Below are 13,578 nucleotides of genomic sequence, written 5' to 3'. Positions count from 1 at the left end.
CTGGGCCCATGACGCCGCTCACCCTGCTCATCATCCTGGTCGTCACGGCGATCGTGGTGCCGATCGTGATCACGTCGAACAACAAGTCCAAGACCAGGCAGCCGCCCGGCTACCCGCCGCCGTACCCGCCCACGGGCTACCCCCAGCAGCAGCTGTACCCGCCGCCGGGATACCCGCAGCAGCAGCCATACCCCCAGGCTGGTTATCCCCAGCAGCCGTATCCCCAGCCCGGATACCCGCAGCAACCGCCCCCGGGGTACCCGCAGCAGCAGTACCCGGGTCAGCCGCCGATCCCGCCGTCCGGGCACTAGACCCGATCGAGTAGTTCACAGTTGCAACGTGCCGGGAACCGCCGCAGGTGACGGGCAGTCGGATGTCTTGAGCGACGGGAATCGTGCCATTCCGGACTAGGTGAACCGCCAGTCACGGTGGTCGGTCACGGAGTACTCTGCGTTCTCGTCGGGTGACTATGAGGGGAGTTCCTGTGGGGAAGGGCAAAGGCGGCGGGTTCGACTTCGATCCCGAAGCCGTCCGGGGGTTCGCCGCCGTATTCGCGGACGCGCAGGCGCAGGTCACCCAGATTCAGGCGAAGATCGGCCAGACCGAGGCGAAGTCGGCCGACTTCGGCAAATCGTTCGTCGAGCACGGCGCCAAATTCGAGCAGTACATGGCCGCTCTGGCCGCTGATCTGGCTCACCTGGCCACCCACCTCGGCGAGGTCCACGCGAAGCTGAACGAGGGCACGGAACTTGTGGTCACCTCGGACTCCAGCGGCTACACGAGCATGAAGACTCTCGATGAGCGCCTGCAGGGCAGCAAGCCGTCCACCGGATCGAGCTCGAGGACGCAAGCCGTTTAGGCGCGCGAGAGGCTACAGGGGGTAGGACATGAAATTCGCGAATTCGACCGCGCACGACGTGTTTGTCAGCAAGCATGTGGGGGTCGGAACCGACGGCGAAGCCTGGGATGTCATCGGTGAGCCGCTGAACCACGGCGTCGAGCAGACACTGCCTGCCTATGACGCCAAACTCGAACTGAACCTGCGGCCGAAGCCCGGCGAGAAGCGCACCGAGATCAACGAAGTCCGCTGGGGCAAGATCAAGAAAGACGCGGCCAAGATCGACGCCCTCGGCGCGGCCATGGAGAACATCTCCACAACTATCAAGCAGGGCAAGGACCAGCTCGCGCACGACTGGAAGGGCGAGTCGTTCGAGGCGTTCAAGGTCGCGGTCGAGCGGGTCGAGAAGACCCTCAACGACTACGCGACCGCCGCCAAGACCACGGCGAGTGGCCTCACGACGGCGATGACCCGGATCGAGTCGCTCTACAAGCAGTACGAGACGACAAGCCAGAAACAGCTCACCTTCGGCCCCGAATATGGCAAGCCCGAGGACTGGCACAAGGTCACCCAGGGCGACATCGACGGCCACCTGGTCGACGTGTGCCCCTGTGACATGGGGTGCAACAAGGACGAAGACGAAGAAGCCCGGATCGTCCGCGACAAGGTCTTGAGTCCTGGCGCGTACAAATTCTACGAGAACGTCTACTGCGGGTTCGGTGGCAATGACTGCATCAACCATGCGAATCTCGCCGTGCGCATTTCGAAGGAAGTAAAGCAAAACATCGAGGCCAAGATCAATGAGTGGTACCGCGGTACCGACTCGTTGCGTCATGGAGTCGACGGCCTTTACTCGGCCAGCCTGGAAAACCTGCGGATCATGGCCGAGATGGCCGTCTTCGGCCGCATGCAGGTGCCCGGTGCGCCGAAGCCCGGCGACAAGGGCGGCAACGGCAACAACGGCAATGGCAATCAGGGCAACGGAAACCAGGGCGGCGGCAGCGGAACCGGCGGCGGTGGCGGCGGGACTCCGGGCGGTAGCGGCGGCCCCCCGGCCGGGTACACGCCCCCGGAGCTGCCCAAGATGCCCGAGCCGGAGCTGCCGAAGCCCGAGGACGCGACCACCCTCCCTGGCGCGGCTGACCCTAACGACCCGAACAACCCGCTCGGCCCGAACGGCAAGCCCGGCGAGACTGTCACCATCGAGGAAGGCGACCGCAAGATCTCGGTCACCAGCCCCGACAGTGAGGGCCAGGTCAAGGTCACCGTCGACGACGGCACCGGCAAGCCCAAGACCTACACGATGGACTTCGGCGAGGCCGGTCCGAGCGGACTGCCCGGCGGGCCGGGATCGCCGCAGCCTGGTGGGCCCGCCGCGGTCGGCCCCGACGGTCAGCCGATTCCGGGTGGACAGCAGGCATTCGGCCCTGATGGTCAGCCCGTGCCGGGCGGCGAGGGCGGTGGCGAACTGGTCGAACCGGGTCCGGACGGCAAGTGCGTGATCTCCGATCCGCCGATGACCATCACGGCCGAACGTCCCGGCGACGGTGACATCGTGCTCGTGACGGTCGATGACGGGTCCGGCAACCCGACCTCTTACACGCTGGACTACTCCGAGGCGAACGCGTCCGGTGAGACGCCGGCTTCCGGTGTCACCGGTCAGCCCGGAGCGGGCGGCCAGCCGGGTGTGGGCGGCCAGCCCGGAGTCGGCGGTCAGCCCGACGGCGGTGTCGGCGTTGCCGGTGGCGCGACGGGTGGTGCCGACGCGATGGCGGGTGGCGCCCAGAGCGGTGGCGCTCAGGGCGGTGGGTCCGGGACGAGCGGGGAGACGGCTGGGGCCTCGTCGGGCTCGGCCGAGTACGGGCGGCACAGCCAGCCCGCGTCCGAGGCGTTCGCGACGGACACGAGTGCGGCCGCGCCGGTCGTCGAGACCCAGATGACCACAGCGCAGTCGGTCGACGGCGGCGTGGGATCGGGGTCGCTGGGATCGGCCGGAAACTTCCTGGATGCGCAGCCGTCTTCGGAGTTCGGGCCTGCCGATGTGCAGGCCGCGGGCGCGGGCGAAGCGGGCCTGTCGAGCGCGTCTGGGGAATCCCATGGCAAGGCGGACGGGCAGTCCGGTGGCGCGATGGGATCGGGCATGGGTGGCGGCATGATGGGCGGCGGGGGCGGTGGAGGCGGCCAGGGCGGCGACTCCGAGCGCGCGGGCAGCCAGTGGCGCACCACCGGCAACCTGTTCGACGACGACTTCGCGGCGACTGACACCAGGGCAGGCGCCAGTCTCTTGGGCGACGGAAGCTGAGCGGGGGCGTCTCTGTGTACTTGATGGACGAGATCGACGAGGGCGCGACGCAGCGCAAGATCGACGAAGCGGCGGCGGCGAGCCAGCAGAAGCTCGAAGACCTCGCCGATGAGGCTGCCGAGATGGACAAGGCGTTCGCGAAGAGCAGCGCCGAGAACGAGGCGAAGTTCGCGTCGACGATCGAGGAAGGCAACCGGCAGTTGGCCGCTTTGCGCGAGCCGGAGCCGAAGCCTGAGGCGCAGCCGGACTGGCCGGTGCGTGCCAAGAACACGACGTTGAGTTTCGTGAACGACGACGAGGACGAGGCGCCACCGCCGCCTCCGGCCCCGGCAGGCGGCGGTTTCTCACCGCCGCTGCCTCCGCCTCCGGCACCCGCGGCGCCGGAGCCTCCGGTGCGGGCCAGTGAGCGGTTCCTGTCGTTCGATGTGGCTGACGACGATGAGGCGCCTGCGCAGTCGGCACCACCTCGCGCTCCGAGGCCCGCGCCGCGTCGTGCGGCGCCGCCGCCGGAAGACGATGACGACTTTTCCGGGCACAGCTGGGTGCGCTGACCCGCACAGATGACCAGGGGGAGCCATGACGTCCGGTGAACTCCGGGTCGATCATGAAGCGGTGGCGGTGGTGGTCAGGGAACTGACCGCTATCCGGTCCGCGCTCGACGCCGTGACGCGATACGCGCGCGAGGACGATGTCGTGCCCGCCATGTTCGGTGTGCTCGGTGAACAGCTGGGTGCGGCCACGGCGTTCGCGCAGGCGCGCGATGGGTTGCGGGCGTCGTTCGAGCGGGCGGTTCCGATGATCGACGAACTCGCCCGCGCGGTGGAGGAGTCGGTGAAGACAGCGACGGCGGTCGACGAGGAAGCCGCCGCGCTGATCAGCAGGGCGGGTGGTGAGCTGACGTGAGTGCGACCTCGGATGCCGTCGTGGCCGCACTGACCCCGCCTGAGCTGGTCGACACCGCCCACACCTCCACCGCGCTGATCGCGGACACCCTGACCCCATGGTGTGAACAGCTGTCCATTCAGAACAGTGGGTCGCTCTTCGAGCGCTGGCGGACGCATCCGGCCGCGCGCGGCGGATGGCAGGAGCGCGCCTGGGGCACGCAGGTCGATGAGCGGGCGCTGCAAGACTTGCGTGGCAGCGAGTTCGGCAGACTGGACGTGTGCCGACACCGGCTCGCCGCGCTGGCGGGTGCGGCGGCCGCGCTCGGCAACGCGACCCTGAGCGATGACGGCCGCAGTCCCGCCGTGAGCGTGGCCGTGGACCGGCTGGGCCGGTTCACCGTGGCGGTGCGCGCGTGGCAGGACGGCCTGACGCAGTTGGCCACCGCGCTGGACGGTGCGCACAGTATCGCCGCGGATGGGCTGCGGGCCTGGGTCGATGAGCTGAAGTCGGTCTCGCCCAAGGACATCACGGTCGACGACCCGGCCAAGCGCACCCTGCAGATCGCGCGTATCGACGATGCGATGAACAGTGGAACCCTTTGGGGCAGAACGTTTCCCGTCGACGCGTTGCGGACGCCGGGGGTGTGCGACTTGAATCTCGCTCCTGGTCAGATCGGTGAGGCGTGGCCCAGCAACGAGGTCATCAACTACCTCGACGACTTCTGCGCCCGCTACGACGCCATCGTCGGCAAGTTTCGGCGCAACCTCCGCGATGTGCATGAAGCCACCGCGCGGGCTTGGTTGACGTTGGGGGACTTGGCGCGGGCGGTCGACGCCGATCCGTTCGCGGGCTTGGGAAGCACGGCCAGCGGGTCCACTGGGGAGAGTGTGACGATCCACCAGGCGGGCCATGCGATCAGGGTGACCGAGCCTGATGCCGACGGCCGGGTCGCGCTGAATGTGGATGGCAAGCAGTACGTGCTGGGCACGCAGCCCGAGCCTGCGGCGCAGCCCGCGCCTGAGGCGGTCAAGGGTGGCGGGCCCGCGGCCGAGCCGGGCACCGGGAGCGCGGGTGCTGGTGGCGCGGGCTCGGGTGGTGCGGGCTCGGGTGGTGCGGGCTCTGGTGGTGGAGGCGGCGGCGCCGAGGCACTGGGCGGCGGCGGTGGTGGTGGCGGTGGTGCTGCCGGCCCGGCGACTCCGCCTGCTGAGGGGATTTCGGCGGGCGCGCAAGCTCCTGACGATGACGCCGAGAAGTCTCGCTCCGGCGGCGCGCCCGCGGGTGGAGCCGCGGCGGGTGGGGCCCCGCCCGCCGGTGGTGCGCCGATGGGCGGCGGTATGGGTGGTGCGGGCGGCGGTGGCCAGGGCGGCGACTCCGAGCGCAAGGCGAGCAAGTGGCGGTTGGCGGGCACCCTGTTCGACGACCGCGACCCGATGGCGAGCTTCGACGGCGTCGTCGGCGAAGACCCGGCAGCACGCGCCAAGAAGTAGGGAGGCGACCGTGATCGACGAGACCGACCCGGCGGTGCGCGCGGCTCGCGCGGCGTTCCAGCAGATCCGCGCCGACCTGGGCGACCGCCTCGACGCGTCCCGCGCCGCCTATCAGGCAAAGCTTGCGGCGCACGAGAAGTACGTCGCCGAGCGCGCGGCGAAGGAAGAGGCGCAGCGGGCCGAACAGGTCAAACCGCAGGAGCGGAAGAAGGCGGTTCCCAGGGACCGCAAGGGAAAGCCGCCCGTCCAGGAGAAGCCGGTTCGCGCCGTTGCGCCCAAACCTGCCCGGCCCGAACCGGTCGACCCGTCGGACACCGGGGTGTTCTCCGTGAGCTGGATGACCAAGAACTGACCTAGCGCCCGTACCCCTGCGGCGGGAACGGCGGCGGCGGTGCGGGTGCGAGCAGCGCCGCGCTCACCACGGGACGCATCACCAGGATCAGCAACACCACCGCGCCGATGAGTCCGGTGATCGGGATCGCGATCCAGTAGGCGTCGTCCCAGCCTTTGCGCCACGCGCGGGGAAGTTGGACGGCGACCTGGAATCCCAGGAACGCCAGCAGGCCGATCCCGCCGCTCAAGACCAGGGCGCGGCCCGCCGCGCGGCGTTGCCGCAGCTGGATACCGCCCGCGATCAGCAGTCCGGCGCAGATGAGGTAGCCGATCATGAACAGAACACCGGCTCGGCCGAGGATCGACATCGGCAGCGCCACGACGGCCATGACGATCGCGAACACCCCGGTCGACTGGGCCGCGGCCACCGGGTCCTGGGGCGCTCGCATCGGATACGGCTGCTGCTGCCCGTAGCCCTGGGGTGGGCCATAACCGGGCTGTTGGCCGAATCCTGGACCGTTCACCGGTGGCGGGCCGTACCCAGGACCGTTGCCCGGTGGCGGGCCGAACCCGGGTGGACCTGGCTGCTGCGGCGGACCGTGGTTCATGTCGCCAAGCGTAAGGGGTCAGTCGTTCACCGCGAGGTGTTCGCTGAACACCAGGACTACCAACACGAGCAGCGCCGCCACCATGACGCCGTTGAACGCGAACACCAGCGGCACGGTGGTCTGCAGGGCGGGCACCAGCAGGGTCATCGTCGCCAGGACCAGCGCGATCGGGGCGCAGACCAGGCACAGCAGTCGCCCGGCCCGCCGTCCTTTGAGGACGAGCACACCGCCGGTGATCATCCCGAGGTCGCACAGCAGCGTCACGACTCCGGTGAGCTGCAGGTACACCGAGAGCAGCCAGGCGAACCCGACCACGATCGAGAGCACGCCGATGGCCGTCGAGCGGTGAGACCTATGCGGTGGTGGCCAGATCGTCATCGCCGTCGAAGGTGATCTCGGCGCCCTTGATGTCTTCCTCGACCAGCGGCAGGTACTCGGCCTCACCGGTGAGGTGGACCAGGAAGAACGCGGTGAGCAGCGCCCGCGAAACCCGCTGGGTGGCGTGCTGGGCCTTGCCGTCGATGAGCAGGCCGCTCCAGTGCCTGCCCTCGGCGAACCCGAGATGGGTCGCCTTGGGCAGCGTCCGCACCTGCACCGGCCCGGCCCACGACCGGGCGATCAGCTCGGAGTTGCCCACCGGCGGCGCCACCCGGTCGGCGCCCGCAGCCAGGTGCAGACCTGGCATGCCGCAGGAACGGGCCGCCTCGGAGGCGAACGGCTTGGTCTGGGAGGCGGCCATGGTGGCCACCGCGCGGATCCGGTTGTCCTCCGCCGCAGCGAGGACCGCGCAGCCGCCGCCGGTCGAGTGGCCCGCGAGGCCGAGCTTGTCGCCGTCGACGCTGATCGCGCCCTCGCCCAGCCGGACGCCGACGCAGACGTCGAGCGCGGTGCGCAGGTCGGAGGCGAGCAGCCGGTGTGAGCCCAGCGGCCCGGTGTGGGTGCCGGGCGCGGCCACGACGATGCCCCACGACGCCAGGTGGCGGAACAGGCCGCGGTACCGGTCGGGCGGCTGCAGCCAGCCGTGCCCGAACGCGACGGCGGGCAGCCCGAGGCCCGATTTCGGCGTGAAGACCAGCCCGGGCATCCCGATCAGCGCGAGGTCGCCGCGAAGGACCTCGTTGGGACCGGGACGCGACAGCTCGTCGAGCAGGTGCTTGGCCTTGCGTGCCATGTGCGCAGCCTATCGGTGGCCGGGCTTCGGGGTGTGGCGGTGCCGGCTACCCTGGTGCGCGTGTGCGGAATCGTGGGATATGTGGGTCATCGGCAGGCACTCGATGTCGTCATCGGAGGGCTGCGCAGGCTGGAGTACCGCGGGTACGACTCGGCCGGGATCGCCGTCCTGACCGGCGGTGACCTGGTCGTGGAGCGCAAGGCGGGCAGGCTCGCGAACCTGGAGGCCCGGCTCGACGAGGTCGGCCGCGAGGGTTTCGCGGGCACCGCGGGAATGGGCCACACCCGCTGGGCCACCCACGGCGCCCCGATCGACCGCAACTCCCACCCGCACCGTGACACCACCGGCCGGGTCGCGGTCGTGCATAACGGCATCATCGAGAACTTCGTCGCCCTGCGCGGTGAGCTGGAGTCCGCGGGCATCGAGTTCAGCAGCGACACCGACTCCGAGACCGTCGCGCACCTGGTCGCCCGCGCGTACGCCGACGGCGAGACCGCCGGTGACCTGCCCGCCAGCGTCCGGGCCGTCTGCGGCCGCCTGGAGGGTGCGTTCACCCTGGTCGTGACCCATGTCGACGAGCCGGACCTGATCGTCGCCGCCCGCCGGTCCTCGCCGCTCGTTGTCGGCATCGGCGACGGTGAGACGTTTGTCGCATCCGACGTCGCCGCGTTCATCGAGTACACCCGTGAGGCCGTCGAACTGGGCCAGGACCAGCTCGTGGTGATCACCCGCGACGGCTACGAGGTCCTCGACTTCCACGGCGAGCCCGCCCCGGCCAAGCCCTTCACCGTCGACTGGGACCTCTCGGCCGCCGAGAAGGGCGGCCACGAGTACTTCATGCTCAAGGAGATCGAGGAACAGCCCGAGGCGCTGGCGAACACGCTGCGCGGGCACTTCGTCGACGGGCGGATCGTGCTCGACGAGCAGCGCCTCGCCGACCAGGACCTGCGCGACATCGACAAGGTCTTCGTCGTGGCCTGCGGCTCGGCGTACCACTCGGGCCTCGTCGCCAAGTACGCCATCGAGCACTGGACCCGGCTGCCCGTCGAGGTCGAGCTGGCCTCGGAGTTCCGCTACCGCGACCCGGTGCTCGACCGCGACACGCTGGTCGTGGCGGTCTCGCAGTCCGGTGAGACGGCCGACACCCTGGAGGCCGTGCGCCACGCGCGCGAGCAGAAGGCGCGCGTCCTCGCGGTGTGCAACACCAACGGCGCGCAGATCCCGCGTGAGTCCGACGCGGTCCTCTACACCCACGCGGGCCCCGAGATCGGGGTCGCGTCCACCAAGGCCTTCCTCGCCCAGATCGCGGCGAACTACCTGGTCGGCTTGGCCTTGGCGCAGGCCCGCGGCACCAAGTACCCCGACGAGATCGCCCGCGAGTTCCGCGAACTGGAGGCGATGCCCGAGGCCGTCCGCCGGGTTCTCGGCACGATCGAGCAGGTCCGCGCCCTCGGGCGGGACCTGTCGGACTCCAAGGCGGTGCTGTTCCTCGGCCGCCACGTCGGCTACCCGGTGGCCCTCGAAGGCGCGCTCAAGCTCAAGGAACTGGCGTACATGCACGCCGAGGGCTTCGCCGCCGGTGAGCTCAAGCACGGCCCGATCGCGCTGATCGAGGAGGGCCTGCCGGTCGTCGTGGTCATGCCGTCGCCCAAGGGACGCGCCGTGCTGCACTCCAAGCTGGTGTCCAACATCAGCGAGATCCAGGCCCGCGGCGCGCGCACGATCGTCATCGCCGAGGAGGGCGACGAGACGGTCCGCCCGTTCGCCGACGAGCTGATCGAGATTCCCGCGGTGCCGACGCTGCTGCAGCCGCTGGTGTCGACCGTTCCGCTGCAGGTGCTGGCCGCCGAGATCGCCCGCTCGCGCGGGTACGACGTCGACAAGCCGCGCAACCTGGCGAAGTCCGTGACGGTCGAATAGCCGTGCGGGGCGTCTGGACCACCGCGCGCGTCCGGGAGGCCGAGGACAAGGTCCTCGCCCGGACGCCGGAGGGCGCCCTCATGCGCCGCGCCGCCCATGGCGTGGCGCTTCACACCATGCGGCTGCTGCGCTCGACGACCGGCGCAGTGGCTGGTCGGCGGGTCGTGCTGCTGGTCGGCGCGGGCAACAACGGCGGCGACGCGCTGTGGGCGGGGGCGTTCCTGCGCAAGCGTTCCGTGGGCGTCACGGCGGTGCTCCTCGCGCCGGAACGGGCCCACGCCGAAGGTCTGGAAGCCCTGTTGTGGGCTGGTGGTCGGATCGGCACGGCCGAGGATCTCGACTCCGCGCACGTGGTGGTCGACGGGATTGTCGGGCTGTCCGCGCGCGGCTCTTTGCGGCCGGACGCCGCCGCCCTGGTCTCGCGGGTGCGGGCGCCGATCGTCGCGGTGGATCTTCCCAGCGGCGTCGACCCGGACACCGGAGCCGTCGACGGACCTGCGGTCGACGCCCAGGTCACGGTCACTTTCGGCGCGCTCAAGCCGGTCCACTTCCTGAGCCCGCGCTGTGGCGAGGTGCACTTCGTCGATCTAGGGCTCGACCTGGCCGACCCGGACTTCGAGGTGTTCGACACCGAGGACGTGGGCCGGGCGTGGCCGCTGCCGGGTCCATCGGACGACAAGTTCACCCAGGGCGTGGTCGGGATCGCGGCCGGGTCGACGACCTATCCGGGTGCGGCGGTGCTCTCGGTCGGTGCCGCGGTGCGCGCCACCTCGGGCATGACCCGCTACGCCGGGCCCGCCGCCGACGAGGTCCGGCAGCGCTGGCCCGAGGTCGTCGCGACCGGCTCGGTCGAGGACGCGGGCCGCGTGCAGGCGTGGGTCGTCGGACCGGGTCTGGGCACGGGCAAGGCCTCCCGTGACGTGGTGGCCTCGGTCCTGGGCGCGGGGGTGCCGACCGTCGTGGACGCCGACGGCATCACCTTGCTCGCCGAACACCCCACGCTCTGGGACGCCCGCGACCCCGAGGTCCCGGTGCTGCTCACCCCGCACGACCGCGAGTTCGCCCGCGTCGCCGAACCGCTCGGTGTCGACCTCGGCGCCGACCGGGTCGCCGCCGCCCGCGCGCTGGCGGCGAAGCTGAACGCCACCGTGCTCCTCAAGGGGCACGCCACCGTCATCGCCGCGCCCGACGGGCGGGTCGCGGTGAACGCCGCCCGGTCGCACTGGCTGGCCACGGCCGGGTCCGGCGATGTCCTTTCCGGACTGAGCGGAGCCCTGCTCGCGGCCGGTCTGGAACCGAGGCTCGCGGGCGCGTGCGCGGCCTTCGTGCATGTGCGCGCCGGTGAGCTGGCCGCGTCCGGGGCTCCCACCTCCGCCTCGGCCATCGTGGACGCGCTGCCCGACGCGATCCGCGGTGTGTCACGATTCCGTCATGCCTGACCAGCCGCGCGCCGAGGTGACGGTCGATCTCGACCACATCCGGCACAACGTCGCGCTGCTGTCCGCGCGCGCCGCGGGCGCGGAGACGATGGCCGTGGTGAAAGCCGACGGCTACGGCCACGGCGCCGTGCCGGTGGCCCGCGCCGCCCTCTCGGCCGGGGCGACCTGGCTGGGTGTGGCGTCCGTGCACGAGGCCGCGGTACTGCGCGCGGCCGGGATCACCGCGCCGATCCTGGCCTGGCTCGATGTCCCCGGGGCCGAGGCCCCTCCCGACGTCGACCTGTCGGTGTCCTCTGTGGAGCAGTTGGCAGGCCTGTCCGGCAGGCGGATCCACCTGAAGATCGACACTGGCCTGAGCCGCAACGGCTGCCCGCGCTCGGCGTGGCCCGAGCTGGTCGCCGCCGCGGCCGCGTCGGACAACGAGGTGTACGCCGTGTGGTCGCACCTCGCGTGCGCCGACGAACCTGGCCATCCATCGGTCGACCGTCAGGCCGAGCGGTTCGCCGAGGCGTACCAGGTCGCGCTCGACGCCGGTCTGAAGCCACGCAGGCACCTGGCGAATTCCGCGGCCACCCTCGACCGCAAGGACTTGCACTTCGACCTGGTGCGCGTGGGCATCGCCATGTACGGGCTGAACCCGTTGCCGTACCACGAAGACCTGCGTCCGGCGATGACGTTCCGCTCGTCGGTCGTGCTCGTCAAACGGATCGACGCGGGCGAATCAGTCTCTTATGGGCACACCTGGACCGCCGACCGGGCCACGAATCTGGCCCTGGTGCCGGTGGGTTACGCGGACGGCGTCTCCCGGTCGCTGTCCGGCCGGTTCGACGTGTTCCTCGGCGGCAGGCGTCGTCCGGTGCGCGGCCGGGTCTGCATGGACCAGATCATCGTCGATTGCGGCGACGACGAAGTCCTTGTGGGGGACGAAGTCGTGCTGTTCGGCACCGGCGATCGCGGCGAGCCCACCGCGCGCGAGTGGGCCGACATCATCGGGACGATCGACTACGAGATCGTGACCGGCATGTACCGCGCACGCGTGGCCCGCAGGTATCTGGGCGAGTCGTCGTGAGCGTGACCAACCGGGTTCTGGCTGGCGTCGGCATGGCGATCGCGGGCGGCGCCGTCGTCGCGGGCGTCATCCGGGCCCGCAGGCCGGAGGAACTGCACGCGGGCGAAGCTCTGGGAGCGCTGCCGCCCACTCGGGTCAGCACCGTCGCCGCCGCTGACGGTGCGGCGCTGTCCGTCGAGGAAGTCGACCCGGACGACGGCGGGAAGCCTGAACTGACAGTCGTTCTCGTGCACGGGTTCGCCCTTTCCCGCCGCTGCTGGCACTTCCAGCGCCAGGGTCTCGCCGCCATGACCGAACCCCGTGTGCGGCAAGTGCTTTACGACCACCGAAGCCATGGCCGCTCCGCGCTGACCGACGAGGCGTCGAGCACGATCGAGCAGCTCGCACTCGACCTGGACGACGTCATCCGCGCCATGGCGCCGGATGGCCCGCTGGTGCTCGTGGGGCATTCGATGGGCGGCATGGCCATCATGGAGCTGGCCGAGAAGAACCCGGAGCTGTTCGCCGACCGGGTCGAAGGCGTCGCGCTCATCGGCACGTCCGCGGGTGAGGTGGGCAAGAGCGGTCTCTCCCGTCCGCTGCTGTCGAAGTACAACCCGCTGACCCGCTACCTGGGCCGTTTCGCCGACTGGCAGCCAGGTCTGGTCGAACTCGTGCGCGCGAGCGGCGGCCAGCTCACCCGGCAGGCGGTGCGCCGACTCGCCTTCGGCTCACGCAGCGTGAGTCCCAGCCTGGTCGACTTCCTGATGGACATGCTCAATGTGACGCCGGTGCGGGTGCTGGCCGACTTTATCGACACTTTGGGCAGCCACAACAGATATGCGGCTCTGGCGGGGTTGAAGCACAGCCGGGTGTTGGTGATCGGCGCCGACGAGGACCGGATGACGCCGTTCGAGCACACCGAGCGCATCGCGTTAGAACTGCCCGACGCCGTGCTGGTCCGAGCCCGCGGCGCTGGGCACATGGTCATGTTGGAACAACCCGATTTCGTGAACGAACACCTGGCCGACCTGCTGCGCGACTGCGCGCGCGGCGCGGGCGCCGGGCGGAGGAAGTGGTGGCGTCGTGGCTGAGACGATCGAACTGCCCCAGGTCGAGGACACCCTCGACTTCGGCCGCAAACTCGGCGAGATGGTGCGCCCCGGCGACCTGATCCTGCTCGCCGGCCCGCTGGGCGCGGGCAAAACCGTTGTCGCCAAAGGGATTGCCGCCGGACTCGGGGTGCACGGCCGAGTCAGCAGCCCGACTTTCATCATCGCCCGCGAACACCAGGCAGGCGACCGCGGCATCCCCCTGGTCCACGTCGACGCGTACCGCCTCGGCGGCGACCTCACCGAGTTGGACGATCTGGACCTGGACACCGAGCTGGTCGACGCCGTCGTCGTCATCGAATGGGGCGAAGGCGCCGCCGAGCGGCTCTCGGAGGACCACCTCCTCATCCGCCTGGACCGCCGCCCCGACGACAGCCGGGTGGCCACCCTCGAACCCCATGGAAACTGGACCGACCGCCGGATAGGCTGACCCGC

General features: G+C 70.4%; 15 protein-coding genes. 12 read left to right on the top strand and 3 right to left on the bottom strand.

The window, feature by feature from the left end; translation table 11 throughout:
• Positions 1-8 precede the first annotated feature (8 nt).
• The 7 genes from C8E96_RS04780 to C8E96_RS04750 all read left to right on the top strand — a co-directional run bounded on the left by C8E96_RS04780 (position 9) and on the right by C8E96_RS04750 (position 5,864).
• Positions 9-311 carry a hypothetical protein gene (locus C8E96_RS04780; RefSeq protein ID WP_091382574.1) on the top strand — a complete coding sequence of 101 codons (303 nt, stop codon included), beginning with the start codon at positions 9-11 and terminating at the stop codon, positions 309-311.
• 173 nt (positions 312-484) lie between these two features.
• Positions 485-859 (top strand): hypothetical protein, encoded by a 375-nt coding sequence (locus C8E96_RS04775; protein WP_091382573.1) that lies wholly within the window; start codon positions 485-487, stop codon positions 857-859.
• A gap of 28 nt (positions 860-887) precedes the next feature.
• On the top strand, positions 888-3,140 hold the full coding sequence (locus tag C8E96_RS33085; RefSeq protein ID WP_091382571.1) for a WXG100 family type VII secretion target: 2,253 nt from the start codon (positions 888-890) through the stop codon (positions 3,138-3,140).
• 23 nt (positions 3,141-3,163) lie between these two features.
• Positions 3,164-3,691 carry a hypothetical protein gene (locus tag C8E96_RS04765; protein WP_091382569.1) on the top strand — a complete coding sequence of 176 codons (528 nt, stop codon included), beginning with the start codon at positions 3,164-3,166 and terminating at the stop codon, positions 3,689-3,691.
• A gap of 25 nt (positions 3,692-3,716) precedes the next feature.
• Complete coding sequence (locus tag C8E96_RS04760; RefSeq protein WP_091382567.1) at positions 3,717-4,043, top strand: hypothetical protein; 327 nt, start codon at positions 3,717-3,719, stop codon at positions 4,041-4,043.
• Complete coding sequence (locus C8E96_RS04755; RefSeq protein ID WP_133794171.1) at positions 4,040-5,512, top strand: hypothetical protein; 1,473 nt, start codon at positions 4,040-4,042, stop codon at positions 5,510-5,512. The genes C8E96_RS04760 and C8E96_RS04755 overlap by 4 nt, the downstream gene beginning before the upstream one ends.
• A 10-nt stretch (positions 5,513-5,522) precedes the next feature.
• Positions 5,523-5,864 carry a hypothetical protein gene (locus C8E96_RS04750; RefSeq protein ID WP_091382565.1) on the top strand — a complete coding sequence of 114 codons (342 nt, stop codon included), beginning with the start codon at positions 5,523-5,525 and terminating at the stop codon, positions 5,862-5,864.
• A gap of 1 nt (position 5,865) precedes the next feature.
• Here the strand turns inward: C8E96_RS04750 and C8E96_RS04745 are convergent, their stop codons facing one another.
• Genes C8E96_RS04745 through C8E96_RS04735 form a run of 3 tightly spaced genes read right to left on the bottom strand, consistent with a single transcriptional unit; the run spans position 5,866 to position 7,624 of the window.
• Positions 5,866-6,453, bottom strand: a complete 588-nt coding sequence (locus C8E96_RS04745; protein ID WP_091382563.1) for a hypothetical protein — start codon at positions 6,451-6,453, stop codon at positions 5,866-5,868.
• Between the two features lie 18 nt (positions 6,454-6,471).
• Positions 6,472-6,831, bottom strand: coding sequence for a hypothetical protein (locus tag C8E96_RS04740; protein WP_133794169.1), 360 nt, complete (start codon positions 6,829-6,831; stop codon positions 6,472-6,474).
• Positions 6,806-7,624 carry a dienelactone hydrolase family protein gene (locus tag C8E96_RS04735; RefSeq protein WP_091382559.1) on the bottom strand — a complete coding sequence of 273 codons (819 nt, stop codon included), beginning with the start codon at positions 7,622-7,624 and terminating at the stop codon, positions 6,806-6,808. Before C8E96_RS04735 ends, C8E96_RS04740 begins: the two co-directional genes overlap by 26 nt.
• A gap of 60 nt (positions 7,625-7,684) precedes the next feature.
• Between C8E96_RS04735 and glmS the strand changes: the two genes are divergently transcribed.
• The 5 genes from glmS to tsaE are packed head-to-tail and all read left to right on the top strand — an operon-like array spanning position 7,685 to position 13,573.
• A complete protein-coding gene (glmS, locus tag C8E96_RS04730) occupies positions 7,685-9,544 on the top strand; it encodes a glutamine--fructose-6-phosphate transaminase (isomerizing) (RefSeq protein WP_091382912.1) in 1,860 nt (619 codons plus the stop codon).
• A 2-nt stretch (positions 9,545-9,546) separates the two neighbouring features.
• Positions 9,547-10,983, top strand: coding sequence for an NAD(P)H-hydrate dehydratase (locus tag C8E96_RS04725; RefSeq protein WP_091382556.1), 1,437 nt, complete (start codon positions 9,547-9,549; stop codon positions 10,981-10,983).
• Positions 10,976-12,052: an alanine racemase gene (gene alr, locus C8E96_RS04720; protein ID WP_091382554.1), complete on the top strand. Its 1,077-nt coding sequence runs from the start codon at positions 10,976-10,978 to the stop codon at positions 12,050-12,052. The genes C8E96_RS04725 and alr overlap by 8 nt, the downstream gene beginning before the upstream one ends.
• Positions 12,049-13,125 carry an alpha/beta fold hydrolase gene (locus C8E96_RS04715; protein ID WP_166657870.1) on the top strand — a complete coding sequence of 359 codons (1,077 nt, stop codon included), beginning with the start codon at positions 12,049-12,051 and terminating at the stop codon, positions 13,123-13,125. Before alr ends, C8E96_RS04715 begins: the two co-directional genes overlap by 4 nt.
• On the top strand, positions 13,118-13,573 hold the full coding sequence (gene tsaE, locus C8E96_RS04710) for a tRNA (adenosine(37)-N6)-threonylcarbamoyltransferase complex ATPase subunit type 1 TsaE (protein ID WP_091382552.1): 456 nt from the start codon (positions 13,118-13,120) through the stop codon (positions 13,571-13,573). Before C8E96_RS04715 ends, tsaE begins: the two co-directional genes overlap by 8 nt.
• The last annotated feature ends 5 nt before the right edge of the window (positions 13,574-13,578 follow it).

Origin of the sequence: Actinokineospora alba (assembly GCF_004362515.1) — a bacterium.
Classification (GTDB): domain Bacteria; phylum Actinomycetota; class Actinomycetes; order Mycobacteriales; family Pseudonocardiaceae; genus Actinokineospora; species Actinokineospora alba.
This window is presented reverse-complemented; position numbering and strand designations above follow the sequence as displayed.

What these genes read in the sequence shown, in the direction of transcription:
- alr (WP_091382554.1), top strand. Translation starts at nt 10,976, where the DNA reads ATGCCTGACCAGCCGCGCGCCGAGGTGACGGTCGATCTCGACCACATC.
- C8E96_RS04745 (WP_091382563.1), bottom strand. Translation starts at nt 6,453, where the DNA reads ATGAACCACGGTCCGCCGCAGCAGCCAGGTCCACCCGGGTTCGGCCCG.
- C8E96_RS04760 (WP_091382567.1), top strand. Translation starts at nt 3,717, where the DNA reads ATGACGTCCGGTGAACTCCGGGTCGATCATGAAGCGGTGGCGGTGGTG.
- C8E96_RS33085 (WP_091382571.1), top strand. Translation starts at nt 888, where the DNA reads ATGAAATTCGCGAATTCGACCGCGCACGACGTGTTTGTCAGCAAGCAT.
- C8E96_RS04740 (WP_133794169.1), bottom strand. Translation starts at nt 6,831, where the DNA reads ATGACGATCTGGCCACCACCGCATAGGTCTCACCGCTCGACGGCCATC.
- C8E96_RS04735 (WP_091382559.1), bottom strand. Translation starts at nt 7,624, where the DNA reads ATGGCACGCAAGGCCAAGCACCTGCTCGACGAGCTGTCGCGTCCCGGT.
- C8E96_RS04780 (WP_091382574.1), top strand. Translation starts at nt 9, where the DNA reads ATGACGCCGCTCACCCTGCTCATCATCCTGGTCGTCACGGCGATCGTG.
- C8E96_RS04765 (WP_091382569.1), top strand. Translation starts at nt 3,164, where the DNA reads ATGGACGAGATCGACGAGGGCGCGACGCAGCGCAAGATCGACGAAGCG.